This window comes from Streptomyces sp. NPDC041068, assembly GCF_040647455.1.
Taxonomy (GTDB): domain Bacteria; phylum Actinomycetota; class Actinomycetes; order Streptomycetales; family Streptomycetaceae; genus Streptomyces.
Genome location: NZ_JBEZCG010000003.1, coordinates 294,732 through 316,409, shown reverse-complemented (window position 1 = coordinate 316,409; position 21,678 = coordinate 294,732). Strand labels below are relative to the sequence as shown.

21 protein-coding genes are annotated in these 21,678 nt (G+C 71.3%); 6 read left to right on the top strand and 15 right to left on the bottom strand.

The genetic code is table 11. From position 1 onward, the window contains the following. Positions 1 to 24 precede the first annotated feature (24 nt). Entirely contained in the window at positions 25 to 1,470 is a 1,446-nt protein-coding gene (eat, locus tag AB0B50_RS08465; RefSeq protein WP_362327617.1) for an ethanolamine permease, read from the top strand. A 23-nt stretch (positions 1,471 to 1,493) separates the two neighbouring features. Further along, positions 1,494 to 2,177 (top strand): gamma-glutamyl-gamma-aminobutyrate hydrolase family protein, encoded by a 684-nt coding sequence (locus AB0B50_RS08460; RefSeq protein ID WP_362327614.1) that lies wholly within the window; start codon positions 1,494 to 1,496, stop codon positions 2,175 to 2,177. On the opposite strand, the gene AB0B50_RS08455 is transcribed toward AB0B50_RS08460, so the two are convergent. The 3 genes from AB0B50_RS08455 to AB0B50_RS08445 all read right to left on the bottom strand — a co-directional run bounded on the left by AB0B50_RS08455 (position 2,146) and on the right by AB0B50_RS08445 (position 4,658). Then, complete coding sequence (locus AB0B50_RS08455; RefSeq protein WP_362327611.1) at positions 2,146 to 3,111, bottom strand: aminoglycoside phosphotransferase family protein; 966 nt, start codon at positions 3,109 to 3,111, stop codon at positions 2,146 to 2,148. The two genes, AB0B50_RS08460 and AB0B50_RS08455, sit on opposite strands and share 32 nt — an antisense overlap. A 42-nt stretch (positions 3,112 to 3,153) precedes the next feature. After that, positions 3,154 to 3,597, bottom strand: coding sequence for a DNA-binding protein (locus AB0B50_RS08450; protein ID WP_362327608.1), 444 nt, complete (start codon positions 3,595 to 3,597; stop codon positions 3,154 to 3,156). Positions 3,598 to 3,695: 98 nt separating this feature from the next. Next, positions 3,696 to 4,658 (bottom strand): LysR family transcriptional regulator, encoded by a 963-nt coding sequence (locus tag AB0B50_RS08445; RefSeq protein ID WP_362328228.1) that lies wholly within the window; start codon positions 4,656 to 4,658, stop codon positions 3,696 to 3,698. Positions 4,659 to 4,734: 76 nt separating this feature from the next. Between AB0B50_RS08445 and AB0B50_RS08440 the strand changes: the two genes are divergently transcribed. Beyond that, positions 4,735 to 5,862, top strand: coding sequence for a TDT family transporter (locus tag AB0B50_RS08440; protein ID WP_362327605.1), 1,128 nt, complete (start codon positions 4,735 to 4,737; stop codon positions 5,860 to 5,862). Here AB0B50_RS08440 and AB0B50_RS08435 read toward each other — a convergent pair. The 5 genes from AB0B50_RS08435 to AB0B50_RS08415 all read right to left on the bottom strand — a co-directional run bounded on the left by AB0B50_RS08435 (position 5,831) and on the right by AB0B50_RS08415 (position 12,144). Further along, positions 5,831 to 6,550, bottom strand: a complete 720-nt coding sequence (locus AB0B50_RS08435) for a helical backbone metal receptor (RefSeq protein WP_362328226.1) — start codon at positions 6,548 to 6,550, stop codon at positions 5,831 to 5,833. The two genes, AB0B50_RS08440 and AB0B50_RS08435, sit on opposite strands and share 32 nt — an antisense overlap. Positions 6,551 to 6,572: 22 nt before the next feature. Then, complete coding sequence (locus tag AB0B50_RS08430; protein WP_362327602.1) at positions 6,573 to 7,148, bottom strand: cupin domain-containing protein; 576 nt, start codon at positions 7,146 to 7,148, stop codon at positions 6,573 to 6,575. Positions 7,149 to 7,253: 105 nt separating this feature from the next. Then, positions 7,254 to 8,243, bottom strand: a complete 990-nt coding sequence (locus AB0B50_RS08425) for a hypothetical protein (protein WP_362327599.1) — start codon at positions 8,241 to 8,243, stop codon at positions 7,254 to 7,256. A 177-nt stretch (positions 8,244 to 8,420) separates the two neighbouring features. After that, positions 8,421 to 11,030 carry an ABC transporter permease/substrate binding protein gene (locus AB0B50_RS08420; RefSeq protein WP_362327596.1) on the bottom strand — a complete coding sequence of 870 codons (2,610 nt, stop codon included), beginning with the start codon at positions 11,028 to 11,030 and terminating at the stop codon, positions 8,421 to 8,423. Next, positions 11,023 to 12,144, bottom strand: a complete 1,122-nt coding sequence (locus AB0B50_RS08415; RefSeq protein ID WP_362327593.1) for a glycine betaine/L-proline ABC transporter ATP-binding protein — start codon at positions 12,142 to 12,144, stop codon at positions 11,023 to 11,025. Before AB0B50_RS08415 ends, AB0B50_RS08420 begins: the two co-directional genes overlap by 8 nt. Before the next feature lie 276 nt (positions 12,145 to 12,420). Between AB0B50_RS08415 and AB0B50_RS08410 the strand changes: the two genes are divergently transcribed. After that, positions 12,421 to 13,326 (top strand): 5'-3' exonuclease, encoded by a 906-nt coding sequence (locus tag AB0B50_RS08410; RefSeq protein WP_362327590.1) that lies wholly within the window; start codon positions 12,421 to 12,423, stop codon positions 13,324 to 13,326. Between the two features lie 52 nt (positions 13,327 to 13,378). Continuing rightward, complete coding sequence (locus AB0B50_RS08405; protein WP_362327587.1) at positions 13,379 to 14,215, top strand: siderophore-interacting protein; 837 nt, start codon at positions 13,379 to 13,381, stop codon at positions 14,213 to 14,215. A 137-nt stretch (positions 14,216 to 14,352) separates the two neighbouring features. On the opposite strand, the gene AB0B50_RS08400 is transcribed toward AB0B50_RS08405, so the two are convergent. Both AB0B50_RS08400 and AB0B50_RS08395 read right to left on the bottom strand, forming a co-directional pair. Beyond that, the gene (locus AB0B50_RS08400; RefSeq protein WP_362327584.1) at positions 14,353 to 14,820 is read right to left on the bottom strand and encodes a hypothetical protein; all 468 of its coding nucleotides are present in this window, start codon (positions 14,818 to 14,820) and stop codon (positions 14,353 to 14,355) included. Positions 14,821 to 14,964: 144 nt separating this feature from the next. Beyond that, positions 14,965 to 15,564 (bottom strand): GNAT family N-acetyltransferase, encoded by a 600-nt coding sequence (locus AB0B50_RS08395; protein WP_362327581.1) that lies wholly within the window; start codon positions 15,562 to 15,564, stop codon positions 14,965 to 14,967. 89 nt (positions 15,565 to 15,653) lie between these two features. Here AB0B50_RS08395 and AB0B50_RS08390 point away from each other — a divergent pair, with 89 nt between their 5' ends. Beyond that, the gene (locus tag AB0B50_RS08390) at positions 15,654 to 16,598 is read left to right on the top strand and encodes an RluA family pseudouridine synthase (protein WP_362327578.1); all 945 of its coding nucleotides are present in this window, start codon (positions 15,654 to 15,656) and stop codon (positions 16,596 to 16,598) included. 14 nt (positions 16,599 to 16,612) lie between these two features. On the opposite strand, the gene AB0B50_RS08385 is transcribed toward AB0B50_RS08390, so the two are convergent. From AB0B50_RS08385 to AB0B50_RS08365, 5 genes are all read right to left on the bottom strand, one after another. After that, positions 16,613 to 18,100, bottom strand: coding sequence for a cytochrome P450 (locus AB0B50_RS08385; protein ID WP_362327576.1), 1,488 nt, complete (start codon positions 18,098 to 18,100; stop codon positions 16,613 to 16,615). A 123-nt stretch (positions 18,101 to 18,223) separates the two neighbouring features. Next, positions 18,224 to 18,847: an ATP/GTP-binding protein gene (locus AB0B50_RS08380; protein ID WP_362327573.1), complete on the bottom strand. Its 624-nt coding sequence runs from the start codon at positions 18,845 to 18,847 to the stop codon at positions 18,224 to 18,226. Further along, positions 18,828 to 19,241, bottom strand: a complete 414-nt coding sequence (locus tag AB0B50_RS08375) for a DUF742 domain-containing protein (RefSeq protein WP_362327570.1) — start codon at positions 19,239 to 19,241, stop codon at positions 18,828 to 18,830. The genes AB0B50_RS08380 and AB0B50_RS08375 overlap by 20 nt, the downstream gene beginning before the upstream one ends. Further along, the gene (locus AB0B50_RS08370; RefSeq protein WP_362327567.1) at positions 19,238 to 19,645 is read right to left on the bottom strand and encodes a roadblock/LC7 domain-containing protein; all 408 of its coding nucleotides are present in this window, start codon (positions 19,643 to 19,645) and stop codon (positions 19,238 to 19,240) included. The genes AB0B50_RS08375 and AB0B50_RS08370 overlap by 4 nt, the downstream gene beginning before the upstream one ends. After that, a complete protein-coding gene (locus AB0B50_RS08365) occupies positions 19,642 to 21,306 on the bottom strand; it encodes an ATP-binding protein (protein ID WP_362327564.1) in 1,665 nt (554 codons plus the stop codon). Before AB0B50_RS08365 ends, AB0B50_RS08370 begins: the two co-directional genes overlap by 4 nt. Between the last annotated feature and the right edge of the window lie 372 nt (positions 21,307 to 21,678).

Here is a 21,678-nt window from a genome sequence, read left to right as displayed (position 1 = left end):
GCGCCGCCGCATAGGAGCCGTGCCATGACCGTGGAGTCCACCAAGCCGAGCGCCGCCGAACCGGCGGACGACTATCTGGAGCGCAGAACGCTCCGCCGGGGCAACGCGGGCTGGGTGCTGCTCACCGGCCTCGGCGTCGCCTATGTCGTCTCCGGCGACTACTCCGGCTGGAACTCGGGCCTCGCGGAAGGGGGGTTCGGCGGCCTCGGCATCGCGATGGCACTCATGGGCGTGATGTACGCGTGCATGGTCTTCTCGCTGGCCGAGCTGTCGTCCGTGCTGCCCACGGCGGGCGGCGGCTACGGCTTCGCGCGCCGGGCACTCGGCCCCTGGGGCGGCTTCCTGACCGGCACCGCGATCCTGATCGAGTACATCCTGGCGCCCGCCGCGATCTCCATCTTCATCGGCGACTACGTCGAGTCGCTCGGCCTGTTCGGCCTGACCTCGGGCTGGCCCGTCTATCTGGCCTGCTTCGTGATCTTCATCGGCATCCATCTGTGGGGCGTGGGCGAGGCGCTGCGCTTCAGCTTCGTCGTCACCGGCATCGCGGTGGCGGCCCTCCTCGTCTTCGCGGTCGGGGCGCTCATGGACTTCGACGCGTCCAAGCTCAACGACATCCCCGTGGACGCGGACGCCTTCGGCGCCAACTCCTGGCTCCCCCTTGGCCTGTTGGGCATCTGGGCGGCGTTCCCCTTCGGCATGTGGTTCTTCCTCGGCGTGGAGGGCGTGCCGCTGGCCGCCGAGGAGACCAAGGACCCGGCGCGCACACTGCCGCGCGCCATCCGCTGGTCGCTGTGCATCCTCGTCGTCCTGGCGCTGCTCACCTTCTTCGCCTCGGCGGGCGCGCGCGGCTCGGCGGCGATCCAGTCCTCCGGCAACCCGCTGGTCGAGGCGCTGCAGCCGGACGGCAAGGCGACGGGCCTGAGCCGCGTCATCAACTACGCGGGGCTCGCAGGCCTGGTGGCCTCCTTCTTCTCCCTCATCTACGCGGGCTCGCGCCAGCTCTTCGCGCTCTCCCGGGCCGGCTACCTCCCCCGTTTCCTCTCGCTCACCAGCAGCCGCAAGGCCCCCTACCTGGGCCTGCTCGTGCCGGGCGCGATCGGCTTCGCCCTCGCCGCGGCGACCGGGGACGGCGCCCGCATGCTGAACGTCGCGGTGTTCGGCGCCACCATCTCGTACGCGCTGATGTCGCTCTCGCACATCGTGCTGCGCCGCCGCGAACCGAACCTGGAGCGCCCCTACCGCACGCCCGGCGGCGTCCTGACGTCGTCCGTGGCGCTGGTCCTCGCGTGTGCCGCGCTGGTCGCGACGTTCCTGGTGGACGTGACGGCGGCGCTCATCGCGCTCGTGGTGTACGTGGTGGCCATCGCCTACTTCGGGATCTACAGCCGCAAGCACCTGGTGGCCCGCGCGCCGGAGGAGGAGTTCGCGGCGCTCGCCGCCGCGGAAGCAGAGTTGGAACGGAACTGATCACCACGGTGAGGGAGAACGCAGTGAGCACCAGGCCGCTGATCGGAGTCAGCACGTATCTGGAGTCGAAGGTGAGCTGGGGCGTGTGGGAGCTGCCCGCGGCCCTGCTGCCCGCCGGGTATCCACGGCTCGTGCGGGCGGCGGGCGGCATCGCCGCGATGCTGCCGCCGGACGACCCTTCGTACGCGGCGTCCGTCGTCGCCCGTCTCGACGCCGTGGTCGTCGCGGGCGGGCCCGATGTCGAGCCCGTGCGGTACGGAGCGGAGCGCGAAGAGCGGACCGGGCCGCCCGCACGGGAGCGGGACGCCTGGGAACTCGCCCTGATCGAGGCGGCGTTGGCGTCCGGCACACCGCTGCTCGGCATCTGCCGGGGCATGCAGCTGATGAACGTGGCGCTCGGCGGGACGCTGGTGCAGCACATGGAGGGCCACACGGGCGGGGTGGGCGCCTTCGGCACGCACACGGTGAAGCCGGTGCCCGGCACGCTGTACGCGAGCGTGGCCCCGGAGGAGACGGCCGTGCCGACCTACCACCACCAGGCGGTGGACCGGCTCGGCAAGGACCTCGTGGTCTGCGCACACGCGGCGGACGGCACCGTCGAGGCCGTCGAACTCCCCTCGCCCGCCTGGGCGTTGGGGGTTCAGTGGCACCCCGAGGTGGGCGAGGACACGCGCGTCATGGCAGCGCTGGTCCGAGCCGCTTCCTGAGCCAGTCCAGGGCGGCCGCGCCCTGGGCGCCCTGAAAGGCGCGCAGGGTCGGCAGCCCCGGCGGGTCGGGCCGCAGGGATCCCCGTACGAAGTACCCGGCGAGGGCGGCGAGCGTGACCGTCACGCCCCGCGGGTCGGCATCGCGGCCCACGGGGTGGGCGGTGAAGACGGCCTCCGGGTCGGGTCCGCCCTGCGCCCGCACGCACGGCAGCATGACCAGCAGGTCGAACCAGGGCGCGGCGCGCACGGCGTGCGGCCAGTCGACGAAGACGACGCGCTCCCCCGCTGTCAGCAGCATGTTGTCGGCGCGCAGATCGCCGTGGGCGAGGGTGTCACCCGCCGCGAACCGGGGCCAGGCGGCGGACAGTTCGGCGAGGGCGTGCAGATTGCGGCGGGCCCAGGGGTCGAGCCGCTCGTCGCTCTCGGCTCCCGCCTCGATCAGCTGCTCCCAGCCACGGAAGCTCTCCGCCTCCGCCTCGACGGCGGACGGGGCGGCGAAGGGCGCGGGCGTCAGGGCCCGCGCGAGCTCCGCCACGGCGCCGAGCACGCGCTCGAACTCGGCGGCACGCCAGGGCACTTCGGGCTGACGCCCCTCGACGTCCTCGAAGGCGAGGGCCACCCAGGTGCCGTCGTCGTAGGAGGCGAGGAGCCGGGGCGCGGGCACGGCCTCGGGCAGGGCCGCGGAGTTCCGGGCCTCGGCGCGGTGCAGGTCGGGGCTGCCGGGGTTCGCCTCGGAGCTGACGGCCTTGACGAAGGCGCGCCGCCCGTCGCCGAGCCGCACCCGGGCGGCGACGCCGGGCGAGAATCCGCCGCGCTGCGTCACCGCCTCGGTCACGGGCGCACCGAGCTCGGCCTCCAGTGCGCCGCGCACGTGCGCGGGGAGGTGCTGCCAGGAGGTGCGGACGCCGGTGGCCGGGGGTGCGGTGGGGATCATGCCCCATGGTGGACATCCGCCGCCCGTCCCCGCCAGGGATTTTCACTCCTCTCCGCTTCCCGTGCGGGAGACCAGCCGCTCGTACCGCTGCCGGGCCGCCTGCGGAGTGCCGAGGCCGAGGCCGAAGGCGACCTCCGGCCAGGTCATGCCGCGCCCGCGCGCCATCTGGAGGAGGCCGGTCTCCAGCTCGTCCAGCTCGCCGCGGACCAGCGGCAGGAGGGTCAGCGCCGCGGTGATGTCGGCATGGTCCACGTCCGGCTCGCCTTCGACGGGCTTGGCGGCGCCGCTCATCAGGAACGACACGAGCCGCACCGCTTCGTGCGGGGCGAGGACGGTGGGGTGCACCTGCCGCCCGCGCTGCTCGCCGTCGGCCGCGTGCCGCTCGGCGATGCGCATCAGGGCCGCGTACACACGCTGGGCGCGGGCCTGTTCGGGGTGCGGCGGGGCGAAGGGGTCGGGGGTCTGGGCCTGCTCGGGATTCGGCATGCGTCCAGCATGGAACGACACACGATCCATAGTCAACAGTTTGTTGTGAACACTTTGTTTGCACGTCGGATGCGGAGGCGCGGGGATACGGGCACGGCCTACGCCCCCCGCGCCCCCGTCCCACTCCGCGTCAACGCCAGCAGGTCCCGCCCCGGCCCCGCGGGCCGATGCCCCGTCGGCCAGACCGCCCGCAGCTCCCTGCGCAGCCGCACGTCCGCCAGGGGGATCTCCACCAGGCGCCGCGCAGCAAGCTCCTCGCCCACCGCGAGCTCGCTCAGGACCGAGGGGCCCGCGCCGCTGACCGCGGAGGCCTTCACCGCGGTCGTGGAGGACAGCTCGATCAGGGGGCGGGCGAGACCGCCGAGCGCCGCGTCGAGGACCTGCCGGGTGCCCGAGCCCTCCTCGCGCAGGATCAGTGGTGTCGCCGCCAACTCCTCGGCGGCGAGCGGCTTCCTGCGTCGCGCCCACGGATGTCCCGGCGCCGTCACGACGACCAGGCGGTCGTGCGCGATGACCACCTCGTCGAGCCCGCCCGGCACGGTGAGCCCTTCCACGAAGCCGAGGTCCGCCTCCCCCGCGAGGAGCCGGGACGCGACGGCCGCCGAGTTGCCCGCGAGCAGCGACACCGCCGTGTCAGGGCGCTGGGTCCGCAGGGCGATCAGCCAGCCCGGCAGCAGATACTCGGCGATCGTCATGCTCGCCGCCACCCGCAGCCGCGAGTCACGCCGGTCGCGCAGTGCCTGCGCCCCCGCGTCGAAGGCCTCGGCCGCCTCCACGATCCGCCCCGCCCAGTCGGTCACCAGGGCGCCCGCGTCCGTGAGGCGCGAGCCGCGGGGCGAGCGGTCGACGAGCGCGACGCCCAGCTGCCGCTCCATGGCACGCACCCTGCTGCTCGCCGCGGGCTGCGTGATGCCCAGCTCCCGCGCCGCCCGCCCGAGACTGCCGAGCCGGGCCACCGCGAGCAGCAGCTGCAGCGCCCCGAGGTCGGGTACGCGGTGGGCGAGCGGTGCCTCCGGGGGCACGGGGGACGTGGGAGGCGTGGCGGGCGTGGATGACGACATGCTCATAAGGCCAGCTTATGTGCCCATAGAAGAGTGCTCCCTGGCGGCGGCCGTCGCTCCGTACGACCGTGGACGCATGGTCACCACCGCGCACTCCGCCGCATCCGCCGGCACCGGCACCGCCGCCACCCGCAGCCGCGTCCCCGCGGTCCGTCACCTCGGACCGAACTGGTACGCCTCCGTCATGGGCACCGCCATCATCGCCAACGCGGGCGCCACCCTGCCGTACCAGTTCACCGGGCTGCGCACGGCCTGCACCGTGATCTGGGCGCTGTCCCTGGTGATGCTCGCCGTCGTCCTCACCGCCCGTGCCGCGCACTGGCTCCACCACCGCGACCAGGCCCGCGCCCACCTCCTCGACCCGACCGTGGCCCCCTTCTACGGCTGCCTGTCGATGGCGCTGCTCGCGGTCGGCGCCGGGACGCTGGTCGTCGGCAAGGACTGGATCGGCACGGGCGCGGCCGTCGCGGTCGACACCGTGCTGTTCACCGCGGGCACGTTCATCGGGCTCGCGGCCGCCGTCGCCATCCCGTACCTGATGGTGGTCCGCCACCGCATCGCCGCCGACCAGGCCTCACCCGTGTGGCTGCTGCCCGTGGTGGCCCCGATGGTCTCGGCGGCCGTCGGCCCCCTGCTCATCCCCCATCTGCCCGCGGGCCAGGCCCAGCAGACCATGTTGTACGCCTGTTTCGCGATGTTCGGCCTGAGCCTGCTCGCCACCCTGGTGATGCTGCCGGTGATCTTCGCCCGCCTGGTGACGGCGGGCCCGCTGCCCCTGGCGCTGACCCCCACCCTCTTCCTGGTCCTCGGCCCCCTCGGCCAGTCGACCACCGCCACCAACAAGTTCGCCGACTTCGCGCCCGGCGTCGTCCCCGCCCCGCTCGACGAGGGCTTCCTCGCCTTCGCCGTGCTCTACGGCGTGCCCGTGATGGGCTTCGCCCTGATGTGGCTGGCGCTCGCCGCGGCCATGGTGGTGCGCGCCCGCCGCCGCGGCATGGGCTTCGCGATGACCTGGTGGGCCTTCACCTTCCCCGTCGGCACCTGCGTCACCGGCGCCGAGGGCCTCGGCAAGCACACGGACCTCGCGGCCTTCGACTGGCTCGCGACCGGCCTCTTCACCCTCCTCGCGACCGCCTGGGCCGTGGCCTTCGTCCACACTCTCAGGGGCGTCATCACCGGCAGGCTGCTCGCAGCGCCGCGCTGAGGACCCTCGGGGCCTCGGTCAACGACGGGCCGTACCAGGTGAGATGACGGCCGCTGACGAGCGCGACCGGCGTGCGTGTCGGGAACGCCTCGGGGCCGTCGTCCCGCGTGAAGCGGTACGGCTCGTCGGGCAGGACCACCAGGTCCAGATCCGCCGCGCGCAGCTCCTCCAGGGGGATGCGGGGATAGCGCTCGGCATGGGTGGCGTACGCGTTGTCGATGCCCATCCGCGCCAGGAGGTCCCCCGCGAAGGTGTCGCGGCCCAGGACCATCCACGGCCGCCGCCAGATGGGCACCGCGGCCCGCAGCCGGATCGAGGGACAGGGCGGGTCCCACCACACCGCCTCGGCCTCCTCCAGCCACTTCGGGCGCCCCGCGCCGCACGCGGCGAGGACCCGCGTCAGCTCCCGGAAGGCCTGCTCCAGCGTCCGCACCTCGGTGACGAGGACATCGAGGCCCGCCGCGCGCAGCGCCGCGAGGTCGGGGGCGCGGTTCTCCTCCTCGTTGGCGATCACCAGGTCGGGGGCGAGGGAGACGACGCGGGGCACGTCGGGGTTCTTGGTGCCGCCCACCCGCACCACGTCGAGGTCCGCGGGGTGGCTGCACCAGTCGGTCGCCCCGACCAGCGCCCCCGGCACGGTGACGGCGACCGCCTCGGTCAGCGAGGGCACCAGTGAGACGACCCGCAGCGGGCCACGTACGCGCGACACCTCAGCGCCCCCTGTCGTCCACCGCCTCGATGTGGTCCCCCACGGCGACCACCAGGACCCGGGTGTCCGGCACGGTGGCCCGCCAGCGGTGCCGCACCCCGCCCGTCAGGAACAGGCTGTCACCGCGTCCCAGGCGGTAGGCCCGGCCCTCGGCCTCCATCTCGACGGCGCCCTCGACGACGTACATCAACTCGTCGTTGCGGTGCTGGAATTCGCGGCCCTCGTCATGGTCGCCGATGAACTCCAGGGCGTGCAGCTGGTGGTGGCCGCGGGTCAGTTCGCGCACGCGCGCGTCGGGCGTGGAGCCGTCCAGGTCCGTGTCGTCGGCGGCGCGCACCACCTCGACGGTGCGGGCCGGGTCGGCGGCGGCGAGGAGCTCCACGTCGGTGGTGCACAGCGCGTCGGCGACCCGCTGCAGGGAGCGCATGCTGGGCCGGGCGCGCTCGTTCTCGATCTGGCTGAGGAACGGCACCGACAGGCCGCTGCGCTCGGCGACGACGGCGAGGGTGAGCTCCAGCTGCCGGCGGCGCCGCCGCACGGCCGAGCCCACCCGGAGGGTCTCCTTGTGCTCGTCCATCGCCTCGGCTCCCTTCAGCGCATCGGCCCGCTCTCAACCCTGAGGGGTTTTCTGCACCCTACGCATGTTCGCCAAACGGTTTTGCCCCGTTGCCCTGACCGACGGCTACAGCTTGTGCCAGTAGAGCAGCTGCCCGGCCTCGCCGCGTGCCGAACCCTCACCCGGGACGAACAAGCTGACGAGCAGGGCGGGTTGGCCCTCGGGGTCGGTCAGCAGGGTGGCCGAGGGGTTGGCGAAGGCGCGGCTGCCGCCGTGCGTGCGGATGTCGAGGCGGTCCGCGCGGCCACTTGAGGGGTCGTACGCGTAGGTGCCCCAACTGCCGAAGTCGCCGCGCCTGCCCTGCCCCTCGATGAGCACCACGCGCTGCCCGCCGAGCTCGACGGGAGCCCGGTCGCCGATGTTGCCGCCGTTGCCCCAGGTGTGCACGGCCCGGTCCAGGCGCCGGTCCGGTTCGGCGTGCCAGTGGCGGAAGCCGGTGAGCGTGGCGCGCAGCTGGCGGTCGGTGTCGCAGCCCGCGCGGTAGTGCCCGGTGAGGTGGATCGTGGCGCCACGCACGGCGGTGATGCTCGGCGTGCCCTCGGCGCAGCGCGAGAGGGTCAGGGGCGCGTCGAAGGCCCGACGGGCGCGCCCGTCGAGGAGCGCCCCCAGATCCTCGTACGCGCGCACCGCGATGTGGTTGCGCGGGTCCTTCTCGTACGCGAGGACATAGCCGCCCCGGCCGTCGTGCGCGAGGGAGGCCTGGTGCGTGCCCGGACCGAAGTCGTGGCGGCGCGTCCAATGGCGCAGGTCGGTGGAGGTGGCGACGGCGGCATGGAAGCGGCCGTCGTCCAGAAGCGTGTGGTAGACGGCGAGGTAGGTGCCGTCCTGGGCCTGCTCGATCTGCGCGGCGTCCATGGTGCGGCCGGTGTGGTCCCGCGCGTCGTAGCGGTACCCGTCGGCGGCGGTGACGTCCTCGGCGAGCGCGGCCAGGCGCGCGGTGCCCGCGGATGCGGGTGCGGCGTCGGCCCGCGCCAGCTGCGCGACGAGCAGGGCCGCGGCCAGGGCCAGGACGGCGGCGACGGTGAAGAGCGCCGTCCTCGGCTGCCTTGCGGTCACGGGTGGGGTCTCACGTTCAGATGTGCGAAAGAGCGGGTGCCCCGTCGAGGTTAGGGACCGGGGCGGCCCGCCGGAACGGCGCGAGGGGTGGGCTTCGCCACAAGGCGAGGCCCACCCCTCGGGAGTGCTGACCGTGCACGGCTGCTTGACCGCGTACGGCCTCTCGACCGCGTACGGCTACTTCGCGGAGGTCATCTTCTCCTCGAAGCCCGGGTTCTTCTTCAACCAGGCGTCGACGGCCTTGGGCTCATTGTTCTTGCCCGCCTTGTTGATCTCGTTCTCCAGGCTCGCCAGCTCCTGCTCGCTCATCTTGAAGTTCTTGAGCCACTTCGTGAGCTGCGGGTACTGGTTCGGGAAGTCCTTGCTGGAGAGCGTGCGGATCGTGTCGCCCTTGCCGAAGCCGCCCTTGGGGTCCTTCAGCTTGGTGAGGTCGTACTCGTTGTACGCCCAGTGCGGCGACCAGAGCAGGACCGCGACCGACTCCTTCTTGGCGTACGCGGCCTTGAGCTCGGAGAGCATCGCGGGGGTCGAGCCCGCGGCGATCTCGTACTCGTCCTCGAGGCCGTAGCCGGGCAGGACCTTGTCCTTGAGCGCCTGCATGACGCCGGTGCCCGGCTCGATGCCGATGATCTTGCCCTTGAACTTGTCGCCCTTGCCCTTGAGGTCCTCGAGCGACTTCACGTCCTTGACGTAGGACGGGACGGCGACTTCGAGGGACGTCGGGCTGTACCAGGAGCCGAGGTCGTTGAGGTTCGCCTTGTTCTTGTCCCAGTACGTCTTCTGGGCGGTGGGCAGCCAGGCGTCCAGGTTGAGGTCGAGGTCGCCCTGCGCGAGACCGGTGTAGGCCGGGCCCACGTCGGCCGGCGTCAGCTCCATCTTGTAGCCGCGCTTCTCCAGGACGCGCTTCCACAGGTTGGTGACGGCGATGTTCTCGTCCCACGCGAAGTACGCGGCCTTCAGCGGGCGCTTGTTCTCGTCGCTGCCGGAGTTCTTCGGCAGCGGCGCGAGCTTGTCGACGACGCCCGGGTTCTTCTTCAGCCAGGTGCGCACGGCGTCCTGCTGCTGGCCCTTGCCGGCCTTGTTGATCTCGGCCTCAAGACTCGTGAGCTGCTTCTCGCTCATCTTGAAGTCCTTGAGCCACTTGCCGACCTCGGGGTTCTCCTTCGAGAAGCCCTTGCGCGCCAGCGTGTGCACGCCGTCGCCCTTGCCCCAGGCGCCCTTCGGGTCCTTGAGCTTCTTCAGCTCGAAGTCGCTGTACGCCCAGTGCGGCGACCACAGCGTGGTGACGATCGGCTCCTTCTTGGCGTACGCGGCCTTCAGCTCGGCCAGCATCGCCGGCGTCGAGCCGTCGACGACCTTGTACTCCTTGTCCAGGCCGTACTCGCCGAGGACCTTGTCCTTGAGCAGGCCCATCATTCCGGCGCTCGACTCGATGCCGGTGATCTTGCCCTTGAACAGGTCGGACTTGCCCTTGAGGTCCTCGAGGGAGTTGATGTCCTTCATGTAGGCGGGGACCGTCAGCTCGAGGGACGTCGGACCGAACCAGTCACCCAGGTCCTCGAGGTCCTTGCCGTACTTCTTCCAGTACGAGGCGTGCGTCGTCGGCAGCCAGGAGTCGGTCTGGAAGTCGATGTCGCCCTGCGCCAGCGAGGTGTACAGCGGGCCTGCCTCCAGCTGGCTGGTGGTCACCTTGAAGCCGCGCTGCTCCAGGATCTCCTTCCAGAGGAAGGTGGAGGCGACGCCCTCGTCCCAGGGGATGTAGCCGATCTTGACTTCCTTGCCCTGACCGACGTTCTCGGAGTCGGCCACGGACTCGGACTTGCTGCCGCCGAAGATGCCCATGCCGCCCGCGACGAGCGCGAGGACGACGACGCCGACCATCGCGACGACAGGCCGGGGGCGGTAGTTCCAGATGTTCAGGCCCTGCGCGGCCCGCAGCTTGGCGAGCGCGCGGCGGCCGAGCGGGGAGACCTGGCCGCCCAGGCCGCTGGTGACGCGGTCCAGGTAGATGGCGAGGATCACGATGGAGACGCCCGCCTCCGCGCCGAGACCGACGTCGAGCTGGCCGATGGCCGCGTTCACGTCGGCGCCGAGGCCCGGCGTTCCGACCATGCCGGTCAGGGCCGCCATGGAGAGACCGAGCATGATGACCTGGTTGACACCGGCCATGATCGTCGGCAGCGCGAGCGGCAGCTGGACGCGGAAGAGCGTGTTGCGGGGCGTGGTGCCGAACGCGTCGGCGGCCTCGACCAGCTCCTTGTCGACCTGGCGGATGCCGAGCTCGGTCATGCGCACGCCGGGGGCGAGCGCGAAGACGATCGTGGCGACGATGCCCGCGGGGGCGCCCATGCGGAAGAACAGCAGCGCCGGGATGAGGTAGATCATCGCGGGCAGCGTCTGCATGAAGTCCAGGACGGGGCGCACGACGCCGCTGACCGTCTTGGAACGGGCCGCCCATATGCCCACGGGCACGGCTATGACCAGTGCCACGAAGGTGGAGACGAGCACCAGGGACAGCGTCATCATCGCGTTGTCCCACAGCTCGAGGGACACGATGAAGGCGAAGCCCACGAAGGAGAGCACGCCGCCGAGCAGGCCGCGCAGCCAGAACGCGATGACGGCGAGGATGCCCGCCATCAGGAGCGGTTCGGGCGCGGAGAGGACGTCGTAGACGCCGTCCCACATGTTCTGGAAGATCGTCTTGATGAAATCGAACAGCCAGTCCATATGGGTTCTGAGCCATTCGACCGAGTCATTGACCCAGTCGCCGAAGGGAATCCTAGGCACCGCTGCTCACCTTGCCCACGCTCTTGCCGCCGTTGTCCTGCGCGGGTACGGAGGCGGGGGCCGCGTCCTGCGGTTCCGCCGCCGTCTCCGTCTTCATCGGCTCGCCGAGCACGGCGAGCAGACGCGCCCGCGGCACGACGCCGACGAGCTTGCCGTCGTCGTCGGTCACGGCCACGGCCACACCGCTGGTGGAGCAGGGCGTGAACAGCTCGATGATGGGGGTGTCCTCGTGGACGGTCGCGGGGGCGTCGGCCGGGGCGAAGTTCTTGTCGGGCTCGGCCATGATCGCGCCCGCGGTGAGCACCCGGGCCCGGTCGACGTCCTGCGTGAACGAGGCCACGTAGTCGTTGGCCGGGGTGACCAGGATGTCCTCGGAGGTGCCGATCTGGACGATCCGGCCATCGCGCATGACGGCGATCTGGTCGCCCAGGCGCATGGCCTCGTTCAGGTCGTGGGTGATGAAGACGATGGTCTTCTTCAGCCGCTTCTGGAGCACCAGGAGCTGGTCCTGCATGTCGCGGCGGATCAGCGGGTCGAGCGCGCTGAACGACTCGTCCATCAGGAGCAGGTCGGCGTCGGTGGCGAGCGCGCGGGCCAGGCCCACGCGCTGCTGCATGCCGCCGGACAGCTCGTCGGGCCAGGACTTCTCCCAGCCCTTGAGGCCCGCGAGCTCCAGCGCCTCGGTGGCGCGCTTCTCGCGCTCGGCGCGCGGGACGCCCTGCACCTCGAGGCCGTAACCGGCGTTCTCCAGAACGCTGCGGTGCGGGAAGAGGGCGAAGTGCTGGAAGACCATGCTGATCTTCTTGGAGCGCACCTCGCGCATCTCACGGGCGCTCAGCTCGGTCAGGTCCTGACCGTCGAAGCGGACGTGACCGGCCGTGGGCTCCGACAGTCCGTTGAGCATGCGCAGCAACGTGGACTTGCCGGATCCGGAGAGACCCATGACGACGAAGATCTGGCCCGGCTCGACCTCGAAGGAGGCGTCGATCACGGCAGCGGTGGTGCCGTCGGCGCGCAGCTCCTCTCGGTCGGCTCCGTGGCGGAGTTTCTCCACCGCGTCATCGGGTCGTCTGCCGAACACTTTGTACAAGTGCTCGGCCTGCAGCCTGGACACATACACCTCTCGGGTCGAACCAAGACGGCCCGCCTCCCCCGCCGGCGGGCCGTGGAGCGGCGTGGGGTTCTGCCCACTTGCCCGGTCGAAATGTTGAATCCTCGACCGGGTTCGCTCCGGATGCGCGCCTTCCCGCGCTTACACAGACCAAACCAAGGAGTGTTCCAGTTCACATTTGTTGCACTCTCGGCAAGGTGTGCCGCGATGCGCAACGGAGCCGCGCTGTCAGTGCGGTGCGGCATGATGCCCGGTGTGACTCAGCGAACACGACGGCTCATGCTTCTCGACACGGCCTCCCTCTACTTCCGGGCCTATTTCGGGGTCCCGGAATCCGTGAAGGCCCCGGACGGCACCCCGGTCAACGCCGTGCGCGGGCTGCTCGACTTCATCACCCGCCTCGTCCAGGACCACCGCCCGGACGACCTGGTCGCGTGCATGGACGCGGACTGGCGCCCGCACTGGCGGGTCGAGCTCATCCCCTCGTACAAGGCGCACCGCGTCGCCGAGGAGATCCCGCAGGGCGCGGACGCCGAGGAGATCCCGGACACGCTCTCCCCGCAGGTGCCGGTCATCGAGGACGTCCTCGACGCGCTCGGCATCGCACGCGTGGGCGTCGAGGCGTACGAGGCGGACGACGTGATCGGTACCTTCGCCGCCCGCGCCACAGGACCGGTCGACATCGTCACCGGCGACCGCGACCTCTATCAGCTGGTCGACGACAAGCGCGGCATCCGCGTCCTGTATCCCCTCAAGGGCGTCGGCACGCTCCAGACCACGGACGAGTCCTGGCTGCGCGAGAAGTACGGCGTGGACGGGCCCGGCTATGTCGACCTGGCGCTGCTGCGCGGCGATCCGAGCGACGGCCTGCCCGGCGTGCCCGGCATCGGCGAGAAGACGGCCGCGAAGCTCCTGGACGCCTTCGGGGATCTGGCCGGGATCATGGCCGCGGTCGACGACCCGAAGTCGAAGCTCACCCCGTCGCAGCGCAAGCGCCTGGACGAGGCCCGTGCGTACGTGGCGGTCGCGCCCAAGGTCGTACGGGTCGCGGGCGACGTACCCCTGCCCGAGGTCGACGTCGCGCTTCCCCACGAGCCGCGCGACCCTGCGACCCTCGACGACCTCGCGGCCCGCTGGGGCCTCGGCAGTTCGCTGCAGCGCCTGCTCTCCACTCTTCACGAGTGAGGTGTTAACTTAGGCAAGCCTAAGTATTTGTGGATCAGGGGAGGCCGTCGCCATGGCAGAACGTCCGGCACGCAAAGCACCGAAGGCCCACGTCGGGCAGGTCGTGCGCACGGAGCGGCTGACCCCGCACATGGTGCGCGTCGTCATCGGCGGCGAGGGCCTCGCCGATTTCACCGCGGGCGACTGCACCGATCACTACGTGAAACTGCTCTTCGGCGTCGAGGGCGTCAGCTACCCCGAGCCGTTCGACATGCAGCGCATCCGTGAGGAGTTCCCGCGCGAGCAGTGGCCGGTGACCCGGACCTACACGGTGCGCTGGTGGGACCCCGAGGCCCGCGAGCTGGCCCTCGACTTCGTGATCCACGGCGACGAGGGCCTCGCCGGGCCGTGGGCGCGCCGCGTCGAGCCGGGTGCCACGGTCCGCTTCCTCGGCCCCGGCGGTGCCTACGCCCCCGGCGCCGACGCCGACTGGCATCTCCTCGTCGGCGACGAGAGCGCCCTGCCGGCGATCGCGGCCGCGGCCGAGGCGCTGCCGCAGGGGGCCGTCGCCCGCGTCTTCATCGAGGTCGAGGGCCCCGAGGAGGAGCAGAAGATCGCCACGGACGCGGAGATCACCTGGCTGCACCGCGGCGACCGCCCCGTCGGCGAGCGACTGGTCGAGGCCGTGCGCGCCCTGGAGTTCCCCGCGGGCGACCTGCATGCCTTCGTACACGGCGAGGCAGGCTTCGTGAAGGAGCTGCGCCGCTACCTCCGCGTGGAACGCGACATCCCCCGCGAACGCCTCTCCATCTCCGGCTACTGGCGCCTCGGCCACAACGAGGACGGCTGGCAGGCCTCGAAGCGGGAGTGGAACGCCCAGGTGGAGGCGGAACAGGAGCAGGCCGCATAGGGAGACCCCCGGGAACCGCGCCCCCGGAAGGGGCGCGGGAACCGCGCGGCCGGCCACGACCGGCCCGCAGATCCCCACAAGCGATCATCCGGCACGGACCCGGCCACCGCCGGGCCCCAGCCCCACGGGAGCGGCGGTCACCCCCGGCACTTGTGCCAGGCGTTCCACTTGTTGTTCTTGTAGTTCGTGCACCACTTGACGCTGCCGACCCACACCGCCACCGTCCGCCCATTGGACGTGTCGTAGCCCGCCATGTTGTCCGCGCGGCCACCGTTCGGCATCTGCTTCCAGCCGCCGGACCGGGCCCAGATGTGCCAGATGGTCCGGTCCGGGGCGATCACGAACGTCTCGTCGTACCCGGCGCTGGAGTCCCAGTGGGCGTCCATGACACGGGTGCCGCACTTGTACTTGCCCGTGTGGTTCCACCGCTTGACGGAACAGGCCGCGGCGACCGCGGGACCGCCCGCCTTCACCGCTGTCTTCGCCGACGGCCGCTCCGCCGCGGACACGGACGCGGCGCTCGCGCTGCCGCCCGGCAGAACGGCGGCCGTGAGCCCGGCGAGGGCCGCGGCCGCCGCGAGCCCGGACTTGTGAACGGTACGCATACGGATTCCCCCTGGTACGACGGTGTTGCGGTCAGCACCCGACGGTAGGGGGAGCCGGTCGGGCGCTGCGTCCCACGCCGGGTTGAATCCTGGCTCAACCACCGAGGCAGCGACGGTAAACCGTGGGCGTAGCCGGGCCCGTTGTCATACCAGCGCGGTAGGGCCGTCCCCCTTGATCCGCGCGTGGAGATGCATGTCGTGCCAGCCGTCCTCGTGCGGCCCGGCGGACCGCTTCGTGCCCTCGGTGGCGAAGCCGTTCCTGAGGGCGACGCGGCAGGACGCCTCGTTGGCCGTGGAGTGGGTCAACTCCAGGCGGTGCAGGCCCACTTCGTCGAAGGCCCAGCCGGCGAGCGCGGTCAGGGCGCGTGACGCGACGCCGCGCCTGCGTGCCTCCGGCATGGTCCAGTAGGCGACTTCGGCCTGGCCGTCGGCGAGCACGACGGACTTCAGGGCGATCCGGCCCACCACCTCGTCCGAGCCGGCGGCGGCGATTGCCCAGTACGCGTTGTGCTCGTCGGCCCAGGACGCCCGCCACTCCTCGATCCAGCCGCGCGCCTCGCTCTCGGAGTCCGCCACGCGCGCGTGCCACCGCTGGAGCAGGGGGTCCTGGAACGCCTTGTACACGGCGCCCGCGTCGGCGAGGACCCAGGGGCGGATGACGAGGTCTCCGGGGACGGGGATCACCGGCTGCTCCCCACGGGCGAGAGTGCCGGGCGCGACTACGTCGGGGATCTTGGAAGGCATGGAGCCATCGTGGCAGCGAGCCGTCGTAGACGACACCGAATTCAGGGGCCGTCCACTCGCACCGCCCCGCCCCGTACGCTGGGCCCCTGATGAGACGCAAGCCCCGCATTCCCCCCGCCCCGCTCCCCCAGCGCGACGGCGTCGACCCCGTCCGGGTCAAGCTGCCGCACGACGGGGCATGGGCCACCGTCCGCGACCACCTGGTGGAGCGGCTCGCGGCCGGGCCCGGAGTCATCGACGCCATGCTGCGGGACGGCAGGATCGTCGGCGCGGACGGGGTGCCGGTGGCGCCGGACGCGCCGTTCGAGCCGGGGACCTTCGTGTGGTTCCACCGGGATCTGCCGCCTGAGGTTCCGGTGCCGTTCGCCCTCGACGTCGTCCACCGCGACGAGCACATCGTCGTCGTGGACAAGCCGCACTTCCTCGCGACCATGCCGCGCGGCAGCCATGTCACCCAGACCGCCCTCGCCCGGCTGCGCACCCAGCTCGGCATCCCGTCGCTCGGCGCCGCGCACCGCCTGGACCGGCTGACCGCGGGGCTGCTCCTGTTCACCGTGCGCCCCGAGGAACGCGGCGCCTACCAGACGCTGTTCCGCGACCGCCGGGTGCACAAGGAGTACGAGGCGGTGGCGCCGTACGACCCGGCCGTGCCGCTCCCCCGCACCGTACGCAGCCACATCGAGAAGGACCGCGGCGTCATCGCGGCGTACGAGGTCGAGGGCGCCGAACCGAACAGCGAGAGCGTGGTCGAGCTGATCGAGCACCGGGGCGGCCTCGGGCGCTACCGCCTCACCCCGCACACCGGCCGCACCCACCAACTCCGCGTCCACATGAACGCGTTGGGCCTGCCGATCCTCGGCGATCCGGTCTACCCGGTGGTGACCGGACCCGTGGCGCCGGACGACTTCCGGCGGCCCCTGCAACTCCTGGCGCGCGTCCTGGAGTTCACGGATCCGGTCACCGGCGCCCCGCACCGCTTCGCCAGCAGACGGACGCTGGGCGCCTGGACGGCGTACGACGCCTGGGATCAGTAGCCCTCAGTGGCCCCTCAGTACCCCCGCCACCAGGTGAGGAAGCGGCGCCAGGCCCCCTTGGGCCGCGCGGCATCGGACACCGCGCCCGGCGCGGGCGCGGCCGATGGCGCGCCGGTCGGGGCCTGGGCGGCAGCGGCGGCCTGCTGACGCGGCGGCGGCGAGGACACATGCCAGTCCCTGCGCGGCGCCGGCACCTGCGCGGAGGGCCTGGCCATCACGTCCTGCGGCGGCCTCGGCGCGAACTTCACCGGCAGCTCCACCAGGTGCCGCGACAGGATCGACGAGGTCCACCTCAGCTCCCGCTCGTCCACGTCCAGTTCGACATCCGGAAGCCGCATCAGAAGCGCGTCGACACCGGTGTCGGCGATGGCGCGGCCGATGTCCTGCCCGGGGCACTCGTGCGGTCCGCTGCCGAACGCGAGGTGCGAGCGGTTGCCCTGCATGTTGGCGGCGAGGTCGGGACGGACCACCGGGTCGACGTTGCCGGGCGCGATGCCGAAGATCAGGCCGTCGCCCGCCTTGATCCGCTGGCTGCCGAGCTGGGTGTCCTGCTTGGCGAAGTAGCCGACCAGGCCGCTGAAGGGCGGCTCGTCCCACAGGGACTGCTCGACCGCCTCGGGCACCGTCATCTGGCCGCCGCTGAGCTGGGCACGGAAGCGCGGGTCGGTGAGGACCATCCGCAGCACGTTGGCGATGAGGTTGGCGGTGGCCTCGTACGCGGCGATGAGCACCAGGCGCAGGTGCGCGCCGACCTCGTCGTCGGTGAGCCGGGCGGGGTGCGCGATGAGGTTGCTGGTGAAGTCCTCCTCGGGGTTGGCACGCCGCCGGGCCACGAGCCCCATCAGCACTTCCATGATGTACGCGTTGCTGGCGATGGCGGTCTCGGTGCCCTTGATCATGTCGCGGGCCGACTGCACCATGCGCTCGTTGTACTCCTCGGGCATGCCGAGGACGTGGCACATCACCATCATCGGCAGATGCTCGGCGAACTGGCTGACGAGGTCGGCGCGGCCGTCCTGGCAGATGTCGTTGAGCAGGTGGTTCGTATAGCGGTTGATGTAGCGGCGCACACCGCGGTGGTCGATGCCCGACATGGCGCCGGTGACGGCGCCGCGCAGCCGCTGGTGCTCGTCGCCCTCGGCGAACGTGGCCATCGGCTGCCAGGTGAAGACGGGTGCGAGCGGGTTGTCCGGGCCCGCGGTCCCGTCCTTCACGGCCCGCCAGATGCGCGAGTCACGGGTGTACTGCGAGGGGGTGCGGACCATGTGGAGGTTCTCGCTGTGGCCGAGCACCGCCCAGATCGGTACGTCGTTGTGGATCAGCACGGGTGCGACCGCGCCGTGCTCGGCGCGCAGTTTCTCGTACAGACCCGCGAGGTCGGTGTCCGCCTCCGGGCCGTAGAGGCGGCGCAGTCCGCCGGGGCCGAGGCCGTGGGCGGGGCAGCCGGGGGGCGGCGCGGTCTGGTCGTCGGTGCCGGGCCAGGAGGGGGAGGGAGTCGTCACGGTCGTCGCTCCGGGTTCGCGGAAGGGGGGGTTGCGGTGTACGGGATGCGGGTCGTCTCGGACGCGGGCCGCCGTCAGGTCGGACGCGGGCCGCCGTCAGGTCGGGCGCGGGCCACTGTCAGGTCAGACGCGGGCCGCTGTCAGGGAGTGGAGGTAGCGCATCAGGGTCATCAGGGTGTCCCTGCTCGACTCCCTGCGACGGGCGTCGCACGCCAAGATCGGCACTTCGGGCTCCAGGTCGAGCGCCTTGCGCAGGGTCTCGATCGGGTGATGGGGCGCGTCGGGGAAGTCGTTGACGGCGACGACGAACGGCACGCCGCGCTCCTCCAGGCGGCCGATCACGTCGAAGCTGACCTCGAGGCGGCGGGTGTCGATGAGCACGACCGCGCCGAGCGCGCCTTCGAAGAGGCCGTTCCACAGGAACCAGAAGCGTTCCTGGCCCGGGGTCCCGAAGAGGTAGAGGACCAGTTCCTCGGAGATGCTGATGCGACCGAAGTCCATGGCCACGGTGGTGGCCGTCTTGGACTCGGAGCCGTAGTTGTCGTCGACACCGATGCCCGCCTGGGTCATGGTCTCTTCGGTGGTCAGGGGGCGGATCTCGCTCACCGAGCCGACCATCGTGGTCTTGCCGACCCCGAACCCGCCCACGATCACTACCTTCACGGCGGCCGTGGCCGTGTGCGGCAGGACGTCCTCGCTGCGGGGGCCGGTGATCGTGTCCGTGTTCTTAGAGTTTCTGAAGTCCATGCATCACCGCTTCGAGAAGGGATCGGTCGGGGAGCGCGGAGCGGACGATGGGGGCGCGCGCTTGGACGAGCTCGGCCGCGAGTAACTCCGTCAGGACGACGGTCACGACACTGAACGGCAGCCCCAGATAGGCCGAGACCTCGGCGACGGAGAGCGGCGTCGTGCACAGCCGCAGCACCGCCGAGTGTTCCGGCTGGGTCATGGGGGACGCCTCGCCCTGCGCCACGATCAGGGTGACGAGGTCGAGCGGTGCCCGCTCGGAGCCCTCGCCCGTAAGGATGTACAGCCGCTCAGGATTCTCCGGACTGCGGCGCTCTCGCTGCGGAGGCAGTCCGTCCGGCGCTGGTACGTCGCCCTGTTTCGAGCCTTGGGGAGAGTCTTGCGGAGGAGTCATACGGCCTGCCCGTCACGCCGGGGCGGGCTGGTCAGATGGGCCCCGATGCGTACGACGAGATCGCGCATGCGGGTGCCGATGAGGCCCGCGTCGACGGTCTCGTCGGCGAGCACGGCGAGATAGGCGCCGGCACCCGCGGCCATCAAGTAGAAGTAGCCGCCGTCGATCTCGATGATGACCATCTTCATCCCGCCGTCGCTGTGCGGGATCTCCGTGGCCACGGCCGCGGCGAGGCTCTGCAGCCCCGCGCAGGCCGCGGCGATGCGGTCGGCCGCGTCGGGATCGCCGCCGTAGCGTGCGATGCGCAGGCCGTCGGCGGAGAGCACGACGATCTGGCGAGTCTGCGGAACCCCGTCGGCGAGCTCCTTCAGCATCCAGTCGAAATTGGCGCGTTGCTGGATCACTGCCAGTCCCTCTCGTCGGCGCTGCCGTGGTTGTTCTGGTTGGTTTCCTGCGGTCCGTGGGGCCCCTGGGAGCCCTGCGGGCCCTGTTGCCCCTGAGGTCCTTCCGGGGCCGACGGGTCGGGCTCGCCCGAGTCATCGCCCTTGACGCCCTTCATGAACGCCTCGATCCACAGGCCCGGTTCGACCGGGTCCTTCTTCGGGGCGGGCGCCGGGGGCGGTGCTGTCGCGGCCGCGTGGGCCTCGGCGATCCGCTGGGCCTCGGCCTCCTGGGCGTACCGCTGGGCGAGGGGGATCTTGACGCGGCTGCGGCGCTGCGGCAGGCCGTTGGGCGTCCACTCGGTGACCTCGGGGACGTCGTCCTCCATGGTCGCGGTGAGCGGCGAGCGGATCGGCGGTCCCGCGGTGACGACGCGGGGCTTCTTGCGGCGGATGTTGCGGGCCGGTTCCTCGATGGTGCGGCCGCTGTTGTCCACGCGGGGCACGGCGGAGGCGCCGATGCCGTGGGCGAGGCCGGGCGCGGGCCCGGTGGTGATCATGTCGCGCGGCACGATGAGCACGGCGCGGACGCCGCCGTAGGCGGACTGCCGCAGGGAGACCTGCATGTTGTACATCTGCGAGAGGCGGCCGACGACGGCCATGCCGAGCCGGGGCGTCTCACCGAGGTCGTTGAGGTCGATGCCGGCCTGGGCCTGCTCCAGCATGCGCTCGGCCCTGGCCCGCGCCTCCTCGCTGAGGCTGACGCCGCCGTCCTCGATCTCGACGGCGATGCCGGTCTGCACCTCCACCGCGGTGACATGCACCTTGGTCTGCGGGGGCGAGTACCGCGTGGCGTTGTCGAGGAGTTCGGCGCAGGCGTGGATGAGCGGTTCGACGGACGTGCCGTGGATCGCGACGTTGGCGATCGAGTGCAGTTCGACGCGCGGGTAGTCGAGGATCCGGGACATCGCGCCGCGCAACACGCTGAACAGCGGTACGGGCTTGGGCCATTGGCGTCCGGGGCGGGCGCCGCCGAGCACCGCGATGGAGTCGGCGAGACGGCCGATCAGCGCGGTGCCGTGGTCGATGCGCAGCAGGTCGTCGAAGACCTCGGGGTTGCGGCCGTGGAACTCCTCCATGTCGCGCAGCTCGGCGGCCTGTTGATGGACGATCGACTGGACGCGCCGCGCGATGTTGACGAAGGCGCGCTGCGCGGACTCACGCATCGCTTCCTCGCGGTCCAGGGTGTCGAGCACGGAACGGAGCAAGTCGCGCTGGGAGTCGGGGAGATCGCGGTACGCCTCGTCCTTGTCGACGACGTTGCGGACCACTTCGACGGGCGATTCGCCCTGACGCAACCGCCAGAGCGCGTCGGGCAGGATCTCCCGGCCCAGGCGCACCGTCTCTTCGTCATGCGACGCGATACGCCGCTCCAGGTAGGCGAGTTGCTGTCCGTACTGCGCGCGCTGCCCCCGGATGGTCCGGCCGCGCCGCGCCGCTTCTGCGCCGACGGCCATGACCATGAGGGTCGCGACGGCGCCGCACCAGCCGACCGCGACCCGGGCCGGATCCGTCACCGCGGCGACGGCGGCTCCGGTCGCCGCGGCCATCAGCATGGCGGGCAGCAACAGCACACGTGCGTAAGGGACTTCTCGGCCACCGGGAGGCGATTGAACACTCACCATGTATGCCCTCTGAACACTCGTCTTGGGGGAAGTGGGGTGTGGGGGAAACGGGGTGTGGGGGAAAGGGAGGACGGGGGAGGAACGGGAAAACGAACTATCGAAAGATTTGGGAACAAGCGCGCGAATCTATCGCAACTCGTTTCAACTCGCCGCGCTCCGGGCGAGCTTAGTCCGCCGGAATCATCGCCGAGTCATATTCGGCAACCCCCTGCAGAGCCCTTGCCGACAGGCATACACTCGCCCCATTTACACGCGTGGCGATCATTCGAACACATGGAGTGACGCTCTCGAACGGCCCTATCGGGACCGGGAATTGCCCGCTCAGGCCCGTGGTTGACGCTTCGTATGGACGCCTGTTCCACTGATCGCATG